A 19,617-nucleotide genomic window follows, 5' to 3' on the forward strand; every position below is an offset into this window, starting at 1 on the left:
GTCATGTTACTCGGAAATAGCCGGTCATCCCGGTCTTCTGGTGTTCGATGATGTGGCAGTGAAACACCCAGTCGCCCGGGTTGTCGGCCACCAGCGCAAGCTGGACCTTTTCATCCGGCAGCACAAGGTAGGTATCCGAGACCAACGGCTGCACCTGGCGTTTGTTGGACGCGACGGCCTTGAAGTTCATGCCATGCAGATGGATGGGATGCGCATGCGGCGTGACGTTCTCGACATTGAACAGGTAAGTGCGGCCTAACTTCAGCTCCGCGATCGGTGCGGTCGGATCAGGCGTGTCGCCGGGATAGGGCACCTTGTTGATCGCCCAGAAGGAATAGCCGAGCGTCCCGCAGATCGAATCGCGGGAAGCACTTTCGGCGGTGGCGCTGAGAAGCAGCGGGATTTCGGTAGCGTTGGAAAGATCGGCGTCCATGCCCGCGTTTTCCGCAAGCAGCCCGAGATCCCCGAGATCGCGCTTGAGCGATGAACCGACCGCCCTGAACCGCGCCACCACCTTCGCCGTCGAGGGCCTCACATCCTCCAGCGCCATCTCCGCACCCTCGCGGTCGGCGACACGAATGGCGAGATCCAGTCGCTGCCCCGGCGAGACGACGGCCATGTCGAGCGCCATGCGCTCGGGCACCGGATGCCCGTCGATCGCGATGATCTGGGCCTCGGCGCCTGCGAGCTTGAGATTATAGATGCGCGTCACATCGGCCGCGAGGATACGGACACGGACGAGGCCGCCGGTCGGAACGTCATAAACGGGCTCTTGCCGCCAGTTGGCGGTGCGCAGCGTCCCGAAGGTGCCGGTCTTCGCCGCATCGCGCGGCTTGAACGGTGCGATGAACTGACTGTCGCGGCCGAGGCGGAAATCCCTGAGGTTCAGCACCACCTCGCCATCGAAGACGGGATCGCGATCGTCTTCGACCACCAGCACGCCGGCAAGCCCGCGGCCCATCTGCGTTAGCGTGTTGCAATGCGGGTGATACCAGAAGGTGCCGGCATCCGGCGGCGAGAAGGCATAGTCGAAGCGGTCGCCGGTATAGACGTAAGGCTGGGTGACGAAGGGCACGCCGTCCTGATCGTTCGGCAGGCGGATGCCGTGCCAGTGGATGGTCGTCGGCTCGTCCAGCCGGTTAATGAGCCGCGCCTTGAAGGCGTCCCCGCGCTTGGCGCGCAGGATGGGCGGGGAGGGATCTGCAGACGGCTGCCCGGTCAGTGCATAACGCATCACGCCCCGCGTCGGCTGCTTTCCGTCGAGAGACACATCGCCGGTCAGCGCCTCGATCTCGATCGGGTCGCTGGCAGCCAACGCCTGGCTGAGACGCGGCATCACCGCAAGGCCTGTGCCGTATGCGCCAAGCACGGCTGCGGATTTGAGAAGGGTGCGTCTGGAAACAAAGGTCACGGTCGGAACTCTCGCTGAACGTCCCGTTTTTAAAGTTGAGCCGGGCGATCAGCAATAGCATCAGCCGTCCATGCTGTCGCAGGCCTGACGATGATCAGCTCAGCCGCCGTCCTTTTCGTTCGGCGGCGTCGCGAGCTTGCTGAAGAATGTCGAGGTGCGCAGCAGGCTGCGGAAACGCATGCGCCGCTTTTCGGTCGGCACTGCGTCGCGCACGCGAATGCGGGCGAGCGTATATGCCGCGAAAAACGTCAACACGACGATGACGTAAGCGAAGAGCGCATGCGGCCCAAAGGCCTCCATCAGGAAGGAGGCAATCAGCGGGCCGACGACAGCGCCGATCGACCAGAAGAACAGCGTGCCGGCGGAGACCAGCGCATGTTGGCCGGGTGCGGCATGGTCATTGGCATGCGCCGAGCACAGCGAATAGAGCGGCAGGGCAAAGGCGCCGAAGGCGAAGATGCCGATGAAATTGGCGATTTCGCTCTCACCCGCCAGGAAGGCGAGGAAGACTGAGGCGAGCAGGGCGCCGATCGTCGAGACGAGGATGATGACGCGGCGGTCGAGCTTGTCGGAGTAGTGGCCGAGCGGATATTGCAGCACGATTCCGGCAAAGATGCCGATGCTCATGAAGGTGGCGATCGCGGTTACCGACAGGCCGATGCCATCGGCATAGATCGGCCCCAGCGACCGGAAGCTCGAATTGGTGAGCCCGATGACGATGCAGCCAACGGTGGCGAGCGGCGAGACCGACCAGAGTACTTTGATGTCGAACTTCACATCCTTGGGCGGGGCAGGGCTCGACTTGTCGGCAAACGAGATCGGCACGAGCGAAAGCGACAGCGCCATGGCGATGATCGCGAAGAGATCGATGCCGCTGACCCCGAAGAGCGGGATCATATACTGCGCCGCCGTCACCGAGCCGAGATCGACGAAGCGATAGACGGAGAGCGTGCGCGCTCGCGTGGCATTGGTGACGCGGGCGTTCAGCCAGCTTTCGACGACGGCGAAGAGGCCGGCAAAACACACACCCTGCACGAGGCGCATCAGGAACCAGGAGATCGGATCGATCACCAGCACCATCATGATCGAGGCGGCCGAAGCGATGGCGGCGAGCGCCGAAAAGGCGCGGATATGCCCGATCGCCCGCATGATCTTGGTGATGTAAACGCAGCCGATGACGAAGCCGATGAAATAGCCGGCACCCACCATGCCAATGACCGAGGTGCTGAAACCCTCCTCGATGCCGCGCAGGGCGATGAACGTGCCCTGCAATCCGTTGCCGCCGATCAAGATGCCGGCGGTGATGAGAAGCGGGATGAGAGGGCGAATGTCGTGCATGTGAGGGCCTGCAGGCCGCGGCGAGGGCGAGTGATCGTTGAGTCGGCGCCGTGGCAGGTCCGAATTCCTAGACCTGTTTGGCGAGCGGCGACAGGCCAAAATCGCGGCCCGTCGCCATCCACCCGGATTTGACCGTCAAAGGAATGGTCGCCCCTGGACGGCCTGCACGAACGTGCCGCCGACCACGGCGATGGAGAGCACGGCGCCGAGTGCGATGCCCGGTCTGGCGAAGCGCGGCGCAAATCGATCCACGGCCAGTCCCAGGATCGGCAAGGCCTGCATGATGTGGGTGGCGAAGAAATGCGGCACCCGCAGATCGCCGCCAGTGCGCGACCAGCCGAACAGCGGCAGGCCGCCGAGGTCTGTCTTTGCCCCACCGACCCAATGACCGGGACCGCCGATCTCGCCGCTTCCGAGCGCGAAGGCGGTAAACAGGGTCGCCACGCTGCCGAGCACGAGACCCCAGCCGCCTCCGAGCCTGAGGCCGGCCGTCGCGGTTGGGCTTGGACGCAGCAGGATATAGATCCCGATCACTAGGCTCGACAGCACAAGCAGCGCCGCCCCTGCACCCATCACGCTATAGGCCATCGCCTCAAAGGGTGTGCTGTCGTTGAAATGCGAGGCGCGGCCACGTGCAGCCTGCAGCGTGATGTAGAGAATTTCGCCGCTCGCGGTGATGACGGCGACGAGGCTTGCCAGCCAGACGCCTCTGCCGGCCCGTGTTCTCGGCTCGATCAGCGGCAGGAGCAAAAGCAGGGTGCCGAGCATCATGGCCAGCGAAGCCTGGAATTTCAGCGGCTTGCTCCAGACGCTGATGTCTTTGATCAGCCTGTCGTCGAGACCGAGTGCAATGAGGCTCGGGATGGCGAGCGCCAGCTGCAAGCCGATGCCGACGATCAGCGCGCGGCGGGTTCTTTGTTCTGCAGCAGCGAGGTCCGGCGATGGCGCGAGCATGACGCTGTCGTTGAAGAGCATGGTCATCGGTCAGACCTTTCGGGGGATGAGCGCGGCTTCGGTCGCGCGGGTGAAATAAAAGAGCAGGAGGCCCAGCGGCCCGAACATGAAGGTCGCCACCAGCATCGGCGCCTGCAGCAGGCGATGGTAGCCACGCTTGTCGGCCTCGACGGCAATCCAGGTGCCGATGAAGAGGTCGAAGGCGAGGTAATGCACCCAGCCGGCGACAAGCACGGGATCGCTCATGAAGAGGGCCCGCACCTCCGCGATCGACCCGAAACCGCCGCCCTCGACGCGGAAGAAATAGACGAGGATCAGCACCGCATAGGTGAGCGACAGCGCCCCGATCAGGCCGAAACGGATGAATCCGATGAGGGCTGCCCAGCGCGGCGCGAGGATGAGCAGCAACCAGCCGGCCATGGCGGTGCTGCTGGTAATCGAAAACACGGTGTCGGGCGACATGGGGGGCCTCATCTTGACGGTGACAAGATAAGCATGAGGCATAACTTGGCAATGTCAAGATTGATTTTGACGGCGTGGATTCGAGCGGTTATGAAGGGGCATGGCAAGACAGAAATCCTATCACCATGGCGACCTGCGCCAGGCGCTGATCGGCACCGGGCTCGACATGCTCGAAGAGCAGGGCCTGGAGGGCCTGACGCTCCGCAAGCTCGCCGCCCGGGTCGGCGTGTCCCATGCAGCCCCCGAACATCATTTCCCGACCCTGCGCCACCTGATGACCGCCTTTGCCGTCGAAGGCTTCCGGCTGTTTGCCGCCTCGATGCGGCAGGCCATGGCGGCAGCCCCTGATGATCCGGCAGAGCAGCTACGCGCTGCCTCCCGCGGCTATCTGAACTTTGCCCGGGCCCGCCCGCATCTCTTCCGCCTGATGTTCACCGCAAACCGCCTCGACTGGGACGACCCGGCCATCGGCCCGCCCGCGAACGCCGCCCATGCCGTGCTCGAGGAGGTCTCGGCTCCTGTGGCGAAGCGCATGAAGCTGGATACGCCGGAGGGTAGGGCGGCTGTCGAGCAACTCGTCTGGTCACAGATCCACGGCCATGCGCATCTGATGATCGACGGCAAGCTGCCACCGGAGGGCGACGGCGGCACCGGCTGCGAGCCGTTCGTGGCGCCGCTCGATCTGGCGAGTGTGTTGTTGCCGGAGTGAGGGGGAAGAGGGCCGCTTTGCCCCAATTGCGGACATTCTTGGAGGCGTCGATGAAGGTACGCTTCGAAAGCTGTCATTCAATCAATTGCGCTGGTAACAGGATGAAATGGTGGGGTGAAAGCCCCCGGGCGTTTGGGCGGAAACAACAGAGACGAATAAGTGGTATTGCCCGACGGCACAAATGCCCAGTGAGACACCCAAGGGGAGAGGCATGACATCGAGGATCGTATCGGCGCTGCTGGGCACGGCGCTGCTGAGTTTGGCTGCGGCAGGTACTGCCCCAGCCGTGATCATTCTCGACAGCACTTGGGCCGATCAGGGCGGGGCGGCTGGTGCGGAAGGCGACGGATTTGGCGCCGCCAAGGCGCTGGCCATGGCGCCGCAATTTTGTGCCATCATGAGCTTTTTCGACGGCGAGCAGATTGGCGCCTCCGGCACCTGGATCGGCAATGACCAGGATGGTACGGCTTATGTGTTGACAGCGGCGCATAACTTCGGCGACGGCTATGACCCTGACACGTGGACCTATTACACCCGCGCTGGTGCCGAATTGACCGGCAAGGCCGTGCATATCCATCCCAATTACGACCCCAGCAGCGACGAAACGGCGGGCTACGACTTGGCCATCGTTGAATTGAACGGACCGGTAAAGGATTGCGATAGGCCGCCGCTCCTTTATGGCGGAGACGATGAACTGGGGCAACGCGCCACCATGGTCGGCTTTGGCTCGAGGGGCATCGGCTCGGTCGGCCAGGATGACAAATACTATACTAGCGAAGATGCCGCTGCGGCGCGCAACATCATCGACGTGGTCGAGGACCCGGCCCCTGACGGCAAAGGCGGCAATCAGTTGCTGATCGACTTCGACAGCGAGGACGGTTCCACCAATGTCTTCGAGGACGGAAGTTCCCTGCCGGTTGATCGATATGAAGGCGTGCTGGGCTCAGGTGACAGCGGCGGCTCGCTCTGGATCGAGACCGACAAGGGCTGGGCTATTGTCGGGGTCAACGGCTGGGGCGACGATGCGGTTTATGGTTCTACGGGCGGTTTTGGACGGATCAGCACGCAATCAGGCTGGGTAAAGTCCATCTTCGATGCGAATTTCACCAACGAGAAGACCCCGATGCGGCGAACGCCGCCTTCGGGCAGATAACGGCCATCGGCGGATCCAGCCGCTCGCGGCAATCCAGTCTTTTGGGTTCAAATTGCAGTCAATCGGCTGAAGTCCCTTCTACCAAACGCGTCCTTTGCCTCCCGTCAAATCCCGATGAAGCCTCGCCCCAACGCTACGCAGCCTTGACAAATCAGGCGCACCATGCGCTTTTCCGCCCGATTTTCTATCGGCTGGCCGTGTGCCGAAATCCGTGTCCGCCAGCCGTCTATCAGTCCAGGAAAGCACTTGATCATGCATCGTTACCGCAGCCACACCTGTGCCGCTCTTCGCAAGTCCGACGTCGGTCAGACCGTCCGCCTCTCGGGCTGGGTCCATCGTGTTCGTGACCATGGCGGCGTGCTCTTCATCGATCTGCGCGACCATTACGGCATTACCCAGGTCGTGGCCGATCCGGATAGCCCGGCTTTCAAGCTGGCTGAAACCGTGCGCGGCGAATGGGTCATCCGCATCGATGGCCTCGTCAAGGCCCGTTCGGAAGAGACCACCAACAAGGCCATGGCAACCGGTGAGATCGAACTCTACGCTCAGGAAATCGAAGTTCTCTCGGCTGCCAAGGAATTGCCGCTGCCGGTCTTCGGCGAGCCCGACTATCCGGAAGACGTGCGCCTGAAGTACCGCTTCCTCGATCTGCGCCGCGACACGCTGCACAAGAACATCGTCAAGCGCACGCAGATCATCTCGTCGATGCGCGCAGGCATGGCAGCCGCCGGCTTTGCCGAATATTCGACCCCGATCCTGACGGCCTCGTCGCCGGAAGGTGCGCGCGACTTCCTCGTGCCGAGCCGCATCCACGAAGGGAAGTTCTTCGCGCTGCCCCAGGCGCCGCAGCAGTACAAGCAGTTGCTGATGGTTGCCGGTTTCGACCGCTATTTCCAGATCGCGCCCTGCTTCCGCGACGAAGACCCGCGCGCCGACCGTCTGCCGGGCGAATTCTACCAGCTCGACGTCGAGATGAGCTTCGTCACCCAGGAGGATGTCTGGTCGACGATGGAGCCGATGATGACCTCGGTCTTCGAGCAGTTCGCCGAAGGCAAGCCGGTCACCAAGGAATGGCCGCGCATCCCTTACGACGTCGCGATCCGCAAATATGGCTCCGACAAGCCGGACCTGCGCAACCCGATCGTCATGGAAGGCGTCACCGACCACTTCCGTGATTCCGGCTTCAAGGTCTTCGCCGGCATGATCGCGTCCAATCCGAAGGTTGAGATCTGGGCGATCCCCGCCAAGACCGGTGGTTCGCGCGCATTCTGCGATCGCATGAACGCATGGGCGCAATCGACCGGTCAGCCGGGCCTCGGCTATATCTTCTGGAAGGAAGAGGACGGCAAGATCGCCGGCTCCGGCCCGCTCGCCAAGAACATCGGCGAAGAGCGCACCGAAGCCATCCGTCAGCAGCTTTGCCTCGAGCCGGGTGACGCGGCCTTCTTCGTCGCCGGCGACCCGGCCAGGTTCTACAAGTTTGCCGGTGAAGCACGCACCCGCGCTGGCGAGGAACTGAACCTCGTCGATCGCGACCGTTTCGAAATGTGCTGGATCGTCGACTTCCCGTTCTACGAATACAACGAGGAAGAAAAGAAGATCGACTTCGCCCACAACCCCTTCTCGATGCCGCAGGGCGGTCTTGAAGCGCTGGAAAGCCAGGATCCCCTGTCGCTCAAGGCCTATCAGTATGACGCGGTCTGCAACGGCTTTGAAATCGCTTCGGGCTCGATCCGTAACCAGTCGCCGGAACTGATGGTCAAGGCCTTCGAGAAGGTTGGCCTGTCCAAGGACGATGTCGAAGAACGCTTCGGCGGCATGTACCGCGCCTTCCAGTATGGCGCCCCTCCGCATGGCGGCTGCGCCTTCGGCATCGACCGCGTTGTCATGCTGCTCGTCGGCGCGAAGAACCTGCGCGAAATCTCGATCTTCCCGATGAACCAGCAGGCCCAGGACCTTCTGATGAACGCCCCGTCGCCGGCAACGCCAGCCCAGCTGCGCGATCTGGCCCTGCGCGTCGTGCCGCAGCCGAAGAAGGACTGATACGCCTAAGGGATCTGGATATGACGAAGGCCGGGAGCGATCCCGGCCTTTTTCGTTGATCTCACTGCCACGAAAAAGCCCGGCCGCTTTCGCGGGCCGGGCTTCTGTTTAGTTCGATAACGATCAGTCGTTGGCGGTGACCTTCAGGCCGATCAGGCCCGGAATGGTTTCCGGCGCGCCCATGGCGGCACCCATGATCATCGGGAAGGCGACAGGGTTGGCAGGGGCCGCAGCGATCGTCAGCGCCTTCGGATCGTCGATGTAGGTGTTGACGGCGGCGGAGATTTCGTTCTGGATCGCGCCGAGCTTGGCCTGGGCGAGCAGGATCGGAACCATGCCCTTGACCATCTGCGCCATCTGGGCGCCGTCTGCGCCGTTGCTCTTGCCGGCATAGTCGAGGCCGCGCTTGGTAATGCCGGCATCCTCGAAGCGGATCTGGGCGTCGACCAGCGTCATCTGCTGCACGAGGCCGAGCATGGCCAAGCCCGCGGCCTGCTGGGCCTGCTCGTTCTGCGGCTGCGCCTGCATCATGCGGGCCTGTTCCTGCATCTGCTTGACGAGATCGAGCGTGTAGCCTGACATCGAGAAGGCGAGGGAGAGCTTGCCGACATTGGCGAAATCGATCGAGTAGTCCTCGATGTCGATCGTGCCGCTTTCGACTTCCCAGCTGCCGGACATGTTCATGCTGCCGTCGAGCGTGGTGAGGCCGAGCGCTTCGATCTGTGCCTTGGTTTGCGGGTCCTCGACGGTGCTGAGGTCGGCCTTCACGCCGGTGACGTTGCCTTCGAAGGTGATGGTGCTCTCGTCGTCCGACAGGCCCATCGTGCCGACCGCTTCCGCCATCGAGAACACCTGCTTCCCGTCAACGGTCACTTCGACCGGGCCGCTATGGGCTTCTTCGTAGAACATCAGCGAATCAATGCCCTCGGCATTGGCGTCGCCGGGCACATAGACGCCGGCCAGATAGAGATCCTGAACCTTGAAAGTCGACGTCTCCTCGGTGACATTCACCTCGGGGAATTCGACGCGTTCGATGAAATAGGCGCCGCCTTCTTCCTCGGTCACGCCTTGCAGCGTCAGTTCTTCAAGCATCAGGGGCTTTTCAGCCGTCGCGCCTTCCACCCCAAGCTTCAGACCCTTGAAGACAACGTTCGATCCATCGACCTCGACGTTCTCAGCTGTGATGTTGCTGCCACCCGTCGCGAAGGCAGCATTGATCTTCTTCAACAAATCCTGCCCGTCCAGCGCAAAGGCAGGACCGGCGAAGACTGTGAGCGCAGCGCTCGCGAGCAGAAGTCGGGTGGAGCGGTACAGGGTCATGAGAAGGTCCTTCGTGCTGGTTCCGCGGGAGGTGCGGACAAAATTGGTCGGCGATATTTATAAGTGGGATTGAAAAAACGTCCACCGGTTTTCGCCATAGCCTGATGCAGCAAGATTGCGGCGTGATGGCGATCACATCGCCTTAATCCACAGGCAGAATCCCCGGATTCCTTGCTGTTGCGGGTCTTCTCCGATAGGGGAAACCCATGGGGACAAATCAGCTTCCGCCCGATGAGGGTGGCGATCACATTCTTCCGGTCGACCTGAAGGCGGCGCTCGAAGAGCGCTATCTCGCCTATGCCTTGTCGACGATCATGCACCGCGCGCTGCCGGACGTCCGCGACGGCCTGAAACCCGTGCATCGCCGCATCATCCACGCGATGAGCGAGATGGGCATTCGCCCGAACTCGGCCTTCAAGAAATGCGCCCGTATCGTCGGCGACGTCATTGGTAAGTTCCACCCGCATGGCGACCAGTCGGTCTATGACGCCTTGGTGCGCCTCGCGCAGGATTTCTCACAGCGCTATCCGGTCGTGGACGGGCAGGGGAACTTCGGCAATATCGACGGCGACAGTGCCGCTGCCTATCGTTACACCGAAGCACGCATGACCGATGTCGCGGCGCTTCTGCTCGAAGGCATCGACCAGGATGCGGTCGATTTTCGTCCAACCTATAACGAGGAAGACGACGAGCCGACGGTTCTGCCGGGTGCCTTCCCGAACCTGCTCGCCAACGGCGCCTCGGGCATCGCGGTCGGCATGGCGACGTCCATTCCTCCGCACAACGCCCATGAGCTCTGCGACGCGGCCCTCTACCTGATCAAGAACCCCGGCGCGCCCGTCGAGGAACTCCTGGCAGATCCCGCCCATCCGGAACGCGGCGGCATCGAAGGTCCCGACTTCCCGACTGGTGGCGTGATCGTCGAAAGCCGCGCCTCGATGCTCGAAACCTATCGCACCGGTCGCGGTGGTTTCCGCGTCCGTGCCAAATGGGAAACCGAAGACCTCGGCCGCGGCGGCTACCAGATCATCGTCACGCAGATCCCGTTCCAGGTGCAGAAGTCGCGCCTGATCGAAAAGATCGCCGAACTGCTGATCGCCCGCCGCCTGCCGCTCTTGGAAGACGTGCGCGACGAAAGCGCGGAAGACGTTCGCCTCGTGCTCGTGCCGAAGAGCCGCACGGTGGATGCGACGCTCTTGATGGAATCGCTCTTCAAGCTCACCGAGCTCGAAAGCCGTATTCCGCTCAACATGAACGTGCTGTCCCAGGGCAAGGTACCCAAGGTCATGGCCCTCAATGAGGTGCTGACCGAGTGGCTCGCCCACCGCAAGGACGTACTCATCCGCCGTTCGAAGTTCCGTCTGGCCGCCATCGACCGGCGCCTGGAAATCCTCGGCGGGTTGCTGATCGCCTATCTCAACCTCGACGAGGTGATCCGGATCATCCGAGAGGAAGACGAGCCGAAGCCTGTCCTGATCGCCAAGTGGGATCTGACCGACAATCAGGCCGAAGCCATCCTTAACATGCGGCTCCGCAACCTTCGCAAGCTCGAAGAGTTCGAGATCCGCAAGGAGCATGAGGCGCTCTCGGCCGAGAAGGCGGAAATCGAATCCCTACTCGCCTCCGATGACAAGCAGTGGCAGACCGTCGCCTGGGAAATCGGCGAGGTGAAGAAGAAATACGCCAAGGCGACCGAGCTCGGCCGCCGCCGCACCGTCTTCTCCGACGCTCCGAGTGCGGATGTCGAAGCGATCCAGCAGGCGATGATCGAAAAGGAACCGATCACCGTCGTCATCTCCGAAAAGGGCTGGATCCGCGCGCTCAAGGGCCACATCTCCGAGACCTCGTCGCTGACCTTCAAGGAAGGCGACGGATTGAAGGTGGCCTTCCCGGCCCAGACGACGGACAAGATCCTGCTCGTGACCACGGGCGGCAAGGTCTACACGCTCGGCGGTGACAAGCTGCCCGGTGGCCGTGGCCACGGCGAGCCACTGCGCATCATGGTCGACATGGAAAACGATCAGGACGTGCTGACCGCCTTTGTTCATGATGCGAGCCGCAAGCTGATCTTCGTCTCTACCGCTGGCAACGGCTTTATCGTGCCGGAAGGCGAGGTTGTCGCCAACACCCGCAAGGGCAAGCAGGTGATGAATGTCGGCATGCCTGATGAGGCAAAGCTCGTGGTCCCCGTCAGCGGCGATCATCTGGCGGTCGTTGGCGAAAACCGCAAGCTCGTGGTCTTCCCGCTGACCCAGATCCCGGAAATGACCCGCGGCAAGGGCGTGCGCCTGCAGCGCTACAAGGATGGCGGCATTTCCGACGTCAAGTTCTTCGCGATCGCAGACGGTCTGACCTGGGCCGACAGTGCCGGACGCACTTTCACCAAGACGAAGGATGAACTCGTCGAATGGCAGGGTGATCGCGCCTCGGCCGGCCGCCTTGTCCCGAAGGGTTTCCCGCGCAGCGGCAAATTCTCGGGCTGATCCCAAGGCCTTCACACAATGACAGCCGGTCGCCTCGCGGCCGGCTTTTGTCTGTCAGCCGCGTTCCCAGATTGACCAGACCCCCATCAACGTCGCTGCATTGCCGAGAATGAAGTGCGAGACGATGGGGCCGGCGAGGTTGCGATACTTCAGGTGCAACCAGCCCCAGACGATGCCGGAGACGAGGGCGACCACGGCGAGCGACTGGGAATAGTGCAGATGCAGGGTGGAGAAGATCAGCGAGGTGATCACGATCGCCGACATCGGGCGGGTCTTGCCCGGCATCAGATCGGCAATTGCCGTCAGCAGCACCCCGCGGCAGATCCACTCCTGGAGCGGTACGACGATGATGTAGGTGTAGACGGTGATCGTCACCAGCTTCGGGTCGATCACAGGCGTTCCCTGAAGCTCGGGATAGAGAAGGGTGCGGAAATAGGCCATGGCGGCCAGAGCGACGGCGCTGATGGTCAGTCCCATGCCAATCGACTTCCAGATATTCTCCATCCGGATGCCCATGTCGTGTCGCGTCAGACCGCAGCGCACGGTCAGTCCCCAGATGACGAAGGCGCCCCAGACTTCCATGACGCGTGAGGTCCAGAACATCACCTGTGACTGATGGGTTAGCTTCAGGTTGGTCAGGATGAGGCTGTTCACGAGGGCGTAGATGTTGATCATCAGAACCATGGTGACGAAGAGGAAGGCCAGCGCGTGATAGCGCCGGTCAGCCTCTTCGAGCGCTACGAACTGCTGTCTGAGCTTGCCATAGCTTGCTGACAACTGGGCATAGATCTTGCGGAAGAAGAGGGTGCCAAGTTCGGGTCGATCGCTGAGAAACTCGCGATACTGCGAACGGTCGATTGTCCAGCCACGCACCGGTGTCAGCGTTCTGGCCGAAGCGCTGCGCGGATCGCCGCTGATCAGCCCCAATTCGCCGATCAAGGAGCCTTCACCGGCGATCGCCAGAATGCTGCCGCTCTCCTCGTCATAGACCTCGATCTCGCCTTCAGCGATCAGGATGGCGAAGCTGCTATCGTCTCCCTTGCAGAAGAGGATCGTACCGGCTTCATGGTGCACCACATCGACATGGCTGCGGAAGGCATCGAGATAGCTATCGCTCACCTTGATGGAGGTGTCTTTCAGCAGCTTCTCGGCAAAATCAGGCTGTCCGGCCGATTGCGTTGCGTCGACCGTGCTCATGCGTGTATCCGTCCAGATTGGAATTTGGCCGGATACTACTGATTTCGTTCAGGAAACGCAGAGGTGCCGATCGTCCAATTCTGGGGTCAATCAGCACGCGCCCTCAAAGACCGGACACGCTCGCCAGTCGCGGAAAGGACTTGATCTTGACTTCGTCGATTGGCACGGGGCGGCCAAGATAATAGCCCTGTCCGAGTTCGATCCCGAGTTCGTGCATAAGCTCGACATGGTCGGCCGTCTCCAGGCCCTCGATCAGGATCTTCAGGCCGCGATTGCGGATGAGACGGATGATGTCCTCGAGCATGGCGCGCCCTGCTGGACGGCGGGCGTCCTGCAGGAAGGACCGGTCGATCTTGACGGTGTCGAAGGGGAACAGGCGCAGCCAGGAGAGGCCGGCAAAGCCCGTGCCGAAGTCGTCGAGCCAGATGCGGATCCCGAGCGCCTGCAGATCGGTGATGCAGCGGATGACATCCGACTGCCCCTCCATGTCGATGCCTTCGGTGATTTCGAAGGCAAGCTGTGAACCGGAGACACCGGTCTCTTCGAGGATCGTCGAGACGGCCAGCGCAAAGCCACGGGACTTGAGCTGGATCGCCGAGACGTTGACGCTCGCCATCGGCGCGATCCCGGTCGCCAGCACTTCCGTGCAGGCCCGGCGGATCGCCCAGAGGCCGAGATCGAGGATGGCGCCCGTCCGCTCGGCGACGGGAATGAACTGGGCCGGCGACAGTGGCGTGCCGTCGACCATCTTCATGCGCATCAGCGACTCGACCGCTTCGATGCGTCCTGTGCGCAGGTTCTGGATCGGCTGATAGACCAGATGCACGAGGTCGTTCTTGACCGCCATCCTGAGCGTCGCCGCTATATTCTCATTGTCGTCGCCGGTCAGCGGATCGTTCGGATTGAACAGCCGGATGCAGTTTCTGCCATTTGCCTTGGCAGAATAGAGCGCCCGGTCCGCCTCGTTGATGATGCGTTCGAGCTTGGGGCCGCTCTGAGGGCGCGTGTACGAGGCGCCGACACTCACCGTCACTACCGCCTGGCCATCACGCCGCTGGTCGTGGACGAGATGCAGTCCCTCGACGGCACTGCGGATGATCTCGCAGAGCGCCATGACCTGATCGCGGCCCGTGACGCGTGACAGCACGATAAACTCTTCGCCGCCGTAACGGCCGACCGATGCATTAAGCGGCTTCAGCGTGTCGTTGAGCACGCTTGCGACCAGGATCAGGCAGCGGTCACCGGCCTGATGGCCATAGAAGTCGTTGTATTTCTTGAAGAAGTCGACATCGACCAGGATCGCCGCAAAGGCCTTGCCTTCGTTCTGCCAGTCGTTCCAATAGTCGCGAAGACGCTTGTCGACAGCGCGGCGGTTTTCCATCCCGGTGAGGTAATCGGTGTTGGACAGGCGCTCCAGAGCTACCCCACGTTTCTCAGCCTCACTGTGCTGGTGGGCGGCTTCCACCGCATTGAGAAAGACGTTGTAGCGTTCCTCATTAAGTTTCCAGTTCACATAGGACGTGAAGAGGAAGCAGGATGTGTAGAACAGGATGACCACCACGGTCTGTTCCAGCGTCAACGCCGGTGCATGCAGCATGCTGTAGAGGAAGATGACGAGGATGGTCGCCGACGTCAGAACCGAGAGGCGGAAGACGAGGTTGAAGAACAGGTTGGCACTCATCATGAAGATTGTGCCGAACAGCATGTAATAACGGAATGCATCTTCAGACGTGGTGTAGGTCGCCGGAATAAGCCAGGCAACGTATCCGACGACGACAGTTGCGGCGCAACTGAGATCGACCCAATGCAGGCCGACCCGCCGCGCCACGCAGACTTCCATGACCGAGATGGCGAGGATCGCCGCGATCAGTCGCGCCGTAACCGTCTCGAAGGCCACATCCGGCAACAGGAAGGCATCCGTGACGCCGAAGAGAAGGTAGACGAGCGCGGCAAGCCACAGACCCTGGCGTGTCTGGCGCAGTAGGGTCATGCCTCGGTGCGTCTGATACAGCGCATTGAGAGCAGGGGTGGTGAGCGTTTTGACGTCGATTGCAGGCGGGCTGTAGCTGGAGCCGTCTGTCCACACGGCGTCAGCTGTAGACCCGCTGTGCATGCGCGAGTTTGTTTCGCGATTCCCGCGCACTGGGTTCTTGATGACCCGATCCATCACGACTCCATCGTCACCGCGCATGTCACGCGCCCGTCTACACTAGCTCGCTCACGTGTTAACTATGTTTTAAAGTCTGATTAAAATCGGAGTGCACTTATTGCCGTCCGCGATTATGGTTTACAAAGAATTAATGTGAGTTTTGACTAAATAAGGAGCGAAGTGTGAGTGATCTAAAGATTGCATTCGACGGACAGAGCCTCATCACGCCGGACTCTATTGCGGCGACGGTGTTTTCGACTTCGGTCGATGCCACTGATAAGGATCTTGCGCTGGCACGTGCCGAAATGGCACTTCACCTGCGTGTCGCAGAACAGCAGTTCGATCAAAAGACCGCGGTTGGCCAGATCATGCTGCGCTTGCTGACCGGCCTCCACGAGATCCGCAACAAATTTTCTCCGAAGGTCTGGGAACAGCTCATCCCGGTGGCCCAGAACCACGCCATTGCCCGGCATTTCCACGAAGATCCGTTCACCCGCTGGTCTTTCGAAAAGCCGCGCGGCTATTCAGGCGACGCTGGTCTCCTTGATTTCATCTACGGCCATCCGTCCGTCCAGTCGATGCTCGATGCCGCAAGCCCGATGGGCAAGGAAGTCCATGCCTTCACCAGCCAGTCGCCGGCATGCGTGGCCGTCCGTGAACGCCGCGATCTGCTCGCTCAGTTCGTTGACGACGTCGCGTCTTCCCGCGGCGGAGAGGCTGAAATCCTGACGATCGCGGCCGGTCATTTGCGTGAAGGCAGCATGTCGCAGGCCCTGAAGGACAAGGCGATCAAGCGGTGGATTGCGCTGGATCAGGATCCGATGAGCGTTGGCGCCGTCGCCAGCGAATTCGCCGGGACTGCGGTTGAAGCGGTCAATGGCTCGGTGCGTACGGTGCTGACCCGCGCACAGACGCTCGGAACCTTTGACTTCGTCTATGCCGCCGGTCTCTACGACTACCTCGCCGACGAAGTTGCCATCAAGCTCTCGCAGCGCTGCCTGCAGATGCTGAAGCCGAACGGCACCTTCCTGTTTGCGAACTTCTCGCAGGAAGTGCCGGATGACGGCTACATGGAAACCTTCATGAACTGGGCCTTGTTGCTGCGTTCGGAAGAAGACATGTGGCGCATCATGCGTGCGACGACAGAAGGCCTCGACGTCGAGTGCTCGCTGCGCTTCGGCCAGAACAAGAACATCGTCTACGGTATCATCCGCAAACTGTCCTGATATGAGACAGCCCTTCGCAGCGTTTCAGCTGCGAAGGGCTGACCTGTCCCGAAACGGGACCGTGCGTCCCACGACTTTTTCTGGCTTCAGCCCTCGGAATCGAGGGGGAAACGTGTCCAGCCCTGGTTCATCAGGTGTTCCTGCGGCTGGAAGCGCGTCTTGTAGCCCATCTTCTTCGAGCCCTGCACCCAGTAGCCGAGATAGACATGCGGTAGGCCGAGCGCCTTGGCCCGGCGAATGTGGTCTAGTACCATCATCGTGCCGAGTGACCGCTTTTCCATTTCCGGATTGTAGAACGAATAGACCATCGAAAGCCCGTCGCTCATCAGATCCGACAGCGCAACCGCGATCAGTTCTCCGCGCGGCTGGGCCGAAATGCCATCGCCGGGTGCGCGCAGCCGGTATTCGATGACCCGCGTCTGCACATGGCTGTCCTCGACCATGATCGCATAGTCGAGCGCCGACATGTCCGACATGCCGCCGTTCTGATGCCGATGATCCAGATAATGGCGGAAGAGAGAGAATTGCTCCGTCGAAGGCTGGGCCGGAAAGACGGTGGACACCAGGTCCGCATTGGCGGCCTCGACGCGTTTGAAGCCACGGCTCAGTTCGAACTCATTGACCAGCACCCGGACCGACACACAGGCGCGGCAGGATTCGCAGGCCGGGCGATAGGCGATATTTTGAGAGCGACGGAAACCGCCTTGCGTCAGAAGATCGTTCATCTCCGTCGCACGCTGCCCCACCAGATGGGTGAACACCTTCCGCTCCATCTCTCCCGAAAGATACGGGCACGGCGCAGGCGCCGTCAGATAGAATTGCGGGGAGGGGCTGGTCTGCGTGTTCATATGCGGATGAAGAGAATCCTTTGGCGTGACCTGTCAGGAGTAGGATGGCGCAAGAATGAAAAAGGTCAACACTCCGGCGAGACGCCGGAGTGCATTGTCTCGGATGACGCGCCGAGCGTGATCAGTAGGTTCGTACCGCAGCCGTGCCGAGCAGCAGGTCGTGCACCAGGCGCGAACGCTCGATGAACAGGCCGGCGAGAAGCACGAGCGGCGTCAGCACGGAGTTGAGGATCCAGAACAGCGCGAGGTGGGCGATCGCCGTGACGAAGTCGATCTTGCGACCATCGAGGCGGACCATGGCGATGCCCATCATCCGCATGCCTGGTGTCGCCTGCGACACGCCGCCCACAGACATGCCGAAATAGAGACCGGCCACGACGAAGAACAGGATCGGATAGAGCAGCCAGCCGAGGCCGAGCGTCAGGATGCCCAAAAAGAACACGACCACGGCCGCCGGAATCCACAGGAGGCCGATGAACAGGTAGTCGACAAGGAAGGCAAAGACGCGCCGCGAAAGCACGCCGCTATAGGCGCGCCAGTCTTCGGGGGCGGCATAGGACGAGTTGCTGTCGAGGCTCATGGCGGGCTCCTTTGAGGTTGTGCCTCAGATATGGGGAGCCCGATGCCGAATACAATAATCCGTGAACCTCAGCGCTGTTTCGCCAGAAGACGTGCCACTTCGGGCGCGAAGTAGGTGAGGATCCCATCGCAGCCGGCCCGCTTGAAGCAGAGCAGCGTTTCCAGCATGGCGCGCTCGCCGTCAATCCAGCCGTTGGCGGCGGCAGCCTTGATCTGGCTGTATTCGCCGGAGACCTGATAGGCGAAGACCGGAAGCCCGAAGCTTTCCTTGAGGCGCCAGCAAACGTCGAGATAGGGAAGGCCAGGCTTGACCATCAGCATGTCGGCGCCTTCCTCGACATCGAGCGCTGCATCGCGAACCGCTTCGGTGCCGTTGGCCGGATCGATGTAATAGGTCTTCTTGTCACCCTTCAAAAGCCCGCTGGTCGAGATCGCCTCGCGATAGGGGCCGTAGTAGCAGGAGGCGAACTTGGTGGCATAGGACATGATGCCGACGCTCTGGTGACCGGCGGCATCCAGCCCACGGCGGATCGCACCGATACGGCCATCCATCATGTCGGAGGGGGCAATGATGTCAGACCCGGCATCGGCCTGGGCAACAGCGGCGCGCACCAGCTGGTCGACCGTCTCGTCATTGACAATCTCGCCGTCGCGCAGGATGCCGTCATGGCCGTGGCTGGTAAAGGGATCGAGCGCCACATCGGTGATCACGCCGATATTGGGAACCGCCTTCTTGATCGCAGCTGTCACCTGATTGAGGAGGTTGTTGCTCCTCAACACTTCCGAGCCAGTCTGATCGCGCAACGCCATTTCCACATTCGGGAAAGTCGCGAGTGCCGGGATGCCGAGGTCGGCCGCTTCCCTTGCCGCCTCAACCGCCTTGTCGACGCTCATCCGGAAAACGCCGGGCATTGCCGCGATCGGATCCAGGATGTTCGATCCCGGCACGATGAAGATCGGCCAGATCAGGTCATCGACCGTCAGGCGGTTTTCCAAAACCATGCGGCGCTGCCAGTCGGCCTTGCGCAGGCGGCGCATGCGCCGGTGGCCGGTGACGTCGTCTACCTGATGTGTCTTGTCCGTCATGATCGCGATCCTTCGTCTCTGTCCGGCTGCTGATTAGCACGCCGACCGGGGCTTGCAAAACGGAAGCCTGACGGCGGGTGATCTACGTCTTTCGAGAATGGCTCGGCAGGGGCGATGACATCAGCAGGGGAGGGCGCCGCAGCCGCGCTGGCGGAGGCATTGTCGCCAGCCTATCCTCTTATCCATGGAAGCTGATTCGTCGCAGACACCCATTCGCAGTCTCACCGAGACCATCTTCGTGCTCTTTCTGCGCGTGGTGGCGCTCTCCTGCCTGTGGTTCGGTCTGCAGTACTGGGCGCTCCTCGTCGGCTATAGCCAGAACGGGCTGGGGCGTTTCGATCTCCTTTCCGCTCCGTGGCGGGTAGCGGCCACAGGGCTTGCGGTCGTATTTCCGGTCGCGGCCCTCGGGCTTTGGGTCGCGGGCTCCTGGGGCCCGGTCATGTGGCTGCTTGCGGCAGGGGGGCAAATGCTGATGTTCACCGTCTGGCCGGAGATCTTCGGCCGCAACACGCTCGCCGTCACCATGCATTCCGCGGTCTTCGTCGTCTTCGTTCTTTTCCGCCTGGCGTTGTGGCTCGAAGGGAGACACAAGCAGGAGCGTATAACGGTTGATTTACCCTGATCGCAGGCTGGGCTTTAGTAAGCCTCTGTTAAGCCTG

The 19,617-nt window shown here is 61.6% G+C and carries 16 protein-coding genes; 6 read left to right on the forward strand and 10 right to left on the reverse strand.

The window, feature by feature from the left end:
- Position 1: 1 nt before the first annotated feature.
- From BW978_RS12635 to BW978_RS12650, 4 genes are all read right to left on the reverse strand, one after another.
- The gene (locus tag BW978_RS12635; RefSeq protein ID WP_076395619.1) at positions 2-1,411 is read right to left on the reverse strand and encodes a multicopper oxidase family protein; all 1,410 of its coding nucleotides are present in this window, start codon (positions 1,409-1,411) and stop codon (positions 2-4) included.
- 99 nt (positions 1,412-1,510) lie between these two features.
- Positions 1,511-2,749, reverse strand: coding sequence for an MFS transporter (locus BW978_RS12640; RefSeq protein ID WP_076395621.1), 1,239 nt, complete (start codon positions 2,747-2,749; stop codon positions 1,511-1,513).
- A gap of 135 nt (positions 2,750-2,884) precedes the next feature.
- Positions 2,885-3,730: a hypothetical protein gene (locus BW978_RS12645; RefSeq protein WP_076395623.1), complete on the reverse strand. Its 846-nt coding sequence runs from the start codon at positions 3,728-3,730 to the stop codon at positions 2,885-2,887.
- A 3-nt stretch (positions 3,731-3,733) separates the two neighbouring features.
- Positions 3,734-4,165 carry an ABA4-like family protein gene (locus tag BW978_RS12650; RefSeq protein ID WP_076395625.1) on the reverse strand — a complete coding sequence of 144 codons (432 nt, stop codon included), beginning with the start codon at positions 4,163-4,165 and terminating at the stop codon, positions 3,734-3,736.
- 100 nt (positions 4,166-4,265) lie between these two features.
- Here BW978_RS12650 and BW978_RS12655 point away from each other — a divergent pair, with 100 nt between their 5' ends.
- The 3 genes from BW978_RS12655 to aspS all read left to right on the forward strand — a co-directional run bounded on the left by BW978_RS12655 (position 4,266) and on the right by aspS (position 8,070).
- The gene (locus tag BW978_RS12655) at positions 4,266-4,874 is read left to right on the forward strand and encodes a TetR/AcrR family transcriptional regulator (RefSeq protein WP_076395627.1); all 609 of its coding nucleotides are present in this window, start codon (positions 4,266-4,268) and stop codon (positions 4,872-4,874) included.
- Between the two features lie 211 nt (positions 4,875-5,085).
- On the forward strand, positions 5,086-6,027 hold the full coding sequence (locus BW978_RS12660; RefSeq protein ID WP_175616881.1) for a trypsin-like serine protease: 942 nt from the start codon (positions 5,086-5,088) through the stop codon (positions 6,025-6,027).
- A 252-nt stretch (positions 6,028-6,279) separates the two neighbouring features.
- On the forward strand, positions 6,280-8,070 hold the full coding sequence (gene aspS / locus BW978_RS12665; RefSeq protein WP_076396509.1) for an aspartate--tRNA ligase: 1,791 nt from the start codon (positions 6,280-6,282) through the stop codon (positions 8,068-8,070).
- 123 nt (positions 8,071-8,193) lie between these two features.
- On the opposite strand, the gene BW978_RS12670 is transcribed toward aspS, so the two are convergent.
- Complete coding sequence (locus tag BW978_RS12670) at positions 8,194-9,390, reverse strand: hypothetical protein (RefSeq protein WP_076395631.1); 1,197 nt, start codon at positions 9,388-9,390, stop codon at positions 8,194-8,196.
- A gap of 206 nt (positions 9,391-9,596) precedes the next feature.
- On the opposite strand from BW978_RS12670, the gene parC reads away from it, so the two are divergent.
- Complete coding sequence (gene parC / locus BW978_RS12675) at positions 9,597-11,873, forward strand: DNA topoisomerase IV subunit A (RefSeq protein WP_069041681.1); 2,277 nt, start codon at positions 9,597-9,599, stop codon at positions 11,871-11,873.
- Positions 11,874-11,927: 54 nt separating this feature from the next.
- Here parC and BW978_RS12680 read toward each other — a convergent pair whose 3' ends face one another.
- Together BW978_RS12680 and BW978_RS12685 are read right to left on the reverse strand one after the other, a co-directional pair.
- Complete coding sequence (locus BW978_RS12680; protein ID WP_076395633.1) at positions 11,928-13,070, reverse strand: cyclic nucleotide-binding domain-containing protein; 1,143 nt, start codon at positions 13,068-13,070, stop codon at positions 11,928-11,930.
- A gap of 103 nt (positions 13,071-13,173) precedes the next feature.
- Positions 13,174-15,060 (reverse strand): putative bifunctional diguanylate cyclase/phosphodiesterase, encoded by a 1,887-nt coding sequence (locus tag BW978_RS12685; protein WP_244551955.1) that lies wholly within the window; start codon positions 15,058-15,060, stop codon positions 13,174-13,176.
- A gap of 341 nt (positions 15,061-15,401) precedes the next feature.
- Here BW978_RS12685 and BW978_RS12690 point away from each other — a divergent pair, with 341 nt between their 5' ends.
- Positions 15,402-16,445, forward strand: coding sequence for a class I SAM-dependent methyltransferase (locus tag BW978_RS12690; protein WP_076395637.1), 1,044 nt, complete (start codon positions 15,402-15,404; stop codon positions 16,443-16,445).
- An 86-nt stretch (positions 16,446-16,531) separates the two neighbouring features.
- Here BW978_RS12690 and BW978_RS12695 read toward each other — a convergent pair whose 3' ends face one another.
- The 3 genes from BW978_RS12695 to hemB all read right to left on the reverse strand — a co-directional run bounded on the left by BW978_RS12695 (position 16,532) and on the right by hemB (position 18,958).
- The gene (locus BW978_RS12695; protein ID WP_076395639.1) at positions 16,532-17,293 is read right to left on the reverse strand and encodes an arginyltransferase; all 762 of its coding nucleotides are present in this window, start codon (positions 17,291-17,293) and stop codon (positions 16,532-16,534) included.
- Positions 17,294-17,414: 121 nt separating this feature from the next.
- Positions 17,415-17,873, reverse strand: coding sequence for an RDD family protein (locus tag BW978_RS12700; protein WP_076395641.1), 459 nt, complete (start codon positions 17,871-17,873; stop codon positions 17,415-17,417).
- A 68-nt stretch (positions 17,874-17,941) separates the two neighbouring features.
- On the reverse strand, positions 17,942-18,958 hold the full coding sequence (gene hemB / locus BW978_RS12705) for a porphobilinogen synthase (RefSeq protein ID WP_076395643.1): 1,017 nt from the start codon (positions 18,956-18,958) through the stop codon (positions 17,942-17,944).
- Between the two features lie 184 nt (positions 18,959-19,142).
- Here hemB and BW978_RS12710 point away from each other — a divergent pair, with 184 nt between their 5' ends.
- Entirely contained in the window at positions 19,143-19,580 is a 438-nt protein-coding gene (locus BW978_RS12710; RefSeq protein ID WP_076395645.1) for a DUF6163 family protein, read from the forward strand.
- Positions 19,581-19,617: the final 37 nt, after the last annotated feature.

Source organism: Rhizobium sp. RU33A, assembly GCF_900156055.1.
Taxonomy (GTDB): Bacteria; Pseudomonadota; Alphaproteobacteria; order Rhizobiales; family Rhizobiaceae; genus Allorhizobium.

What these genes read in the sequence shown, in the direction of transcription:
- hemB (WP_076395643.1), bottom strand. Translation starts at nt 18,958, where the DNA reads ATGACGGACAAGACACATCAGGTAGACGACGTCACCGGCCACCGGCGC.
- BW978_RS12695 (WP_076395639.1), bottom strand. Translation starts at nt 17,293, where the DNA reads ATGAACACGCAGACCAGCCCCTCCCCGCAATTCTATCTGACGGCGCCT.
- BW978_RS12670 (WP_076395631.1), bottom strand. Translation starts at nt 9,390, where the DNA reads ATGACCCTGTACCGCTCCACCCGACTTCTGCTCGCGAGCGCTGCGCTC.
- BW978_RS12710 (WP_076395645.1), top strand. Translation starts at nt 19,143, where the DNA reads ATGGAAGCTGATTCGTCGCAGACACCCATTCGCAGTCTCACCGAGACC.
- BW978_RS12655 (WP_076395627.1), top strand. Translation starts at nt 4,266, where the DNA reads ATGGCAAGACAGAAATCCTATCACCATGGCGACCTGCGCCAGGCGCTG.
- BW978_RS12660 (WP_175616881.1), top strand. Translation starts at nt 5,086, where the DNA reads ATGACATCGAGGATCGTATCGGCGCTGCTGGGCACGGCGCTGCTGAGT.
- BW978_RS12680 (WP_076395633.1), bottom strand. Translation starts at nt 13,070, where the DNA reads ATGAGCACGGTCGACGCAACGCAATCGGCCGGACAGCCTGATTTTGCC.
- BW978_RS12645 (WP_076395623.1), bottom strand. Translation starts at nt 3,730, where the DNA reads ATGACCATGCTCTTCAACGACAGCGTCATGCTCGCGCCATCGCCGGAC.
- BW978_RS12685 (WP_244551955.1), bottom strand. Translation starts at nt 15,060, where the DNA reads ATGACCCTACTGCGCCAGACACGCCAGGGTCTGTGGCTTGCCGCGCTC.
- parC (WP_069041681.1), top strand. Translation starts at nt 9,597, where the DNA reads ATGGGGACAAATCAGCTTCCGCCCGATGAGGGTGGCGATCACATTCTT.
- BW978_RS12640 (WP_076395621.1), bottom strand. Translation starts at nt 2,749, where the DNA reads ATGCACGACATTCGCCCTCTCATCCCGCTTCTCATCACCGCCGGCATC.
- aspS (WP_076396509.1), top strand. Translation starts at nt 6,280, where the DNA reads ATGCATCGTTACCGCAGCCACACCTGTGCCGCTCTTCGCAAGTCCGAC.
- BW978_RS12650 (WP_076395625.1), bottom strand. Translation starts at nt 4,165, where the DNA reads ATGTCGCCCGACACCGTGTTTTCGATTACCAGCAGCACCGCCATGGCC.
- BW978_RS12700 (WP_076395641.1), bottom strand. Translation starts at nt 17,873, where the DNA reads ATGAGCCTCGACAGCAACTCGTCCTATGCCGCCCCCGAAGACTGGCGC.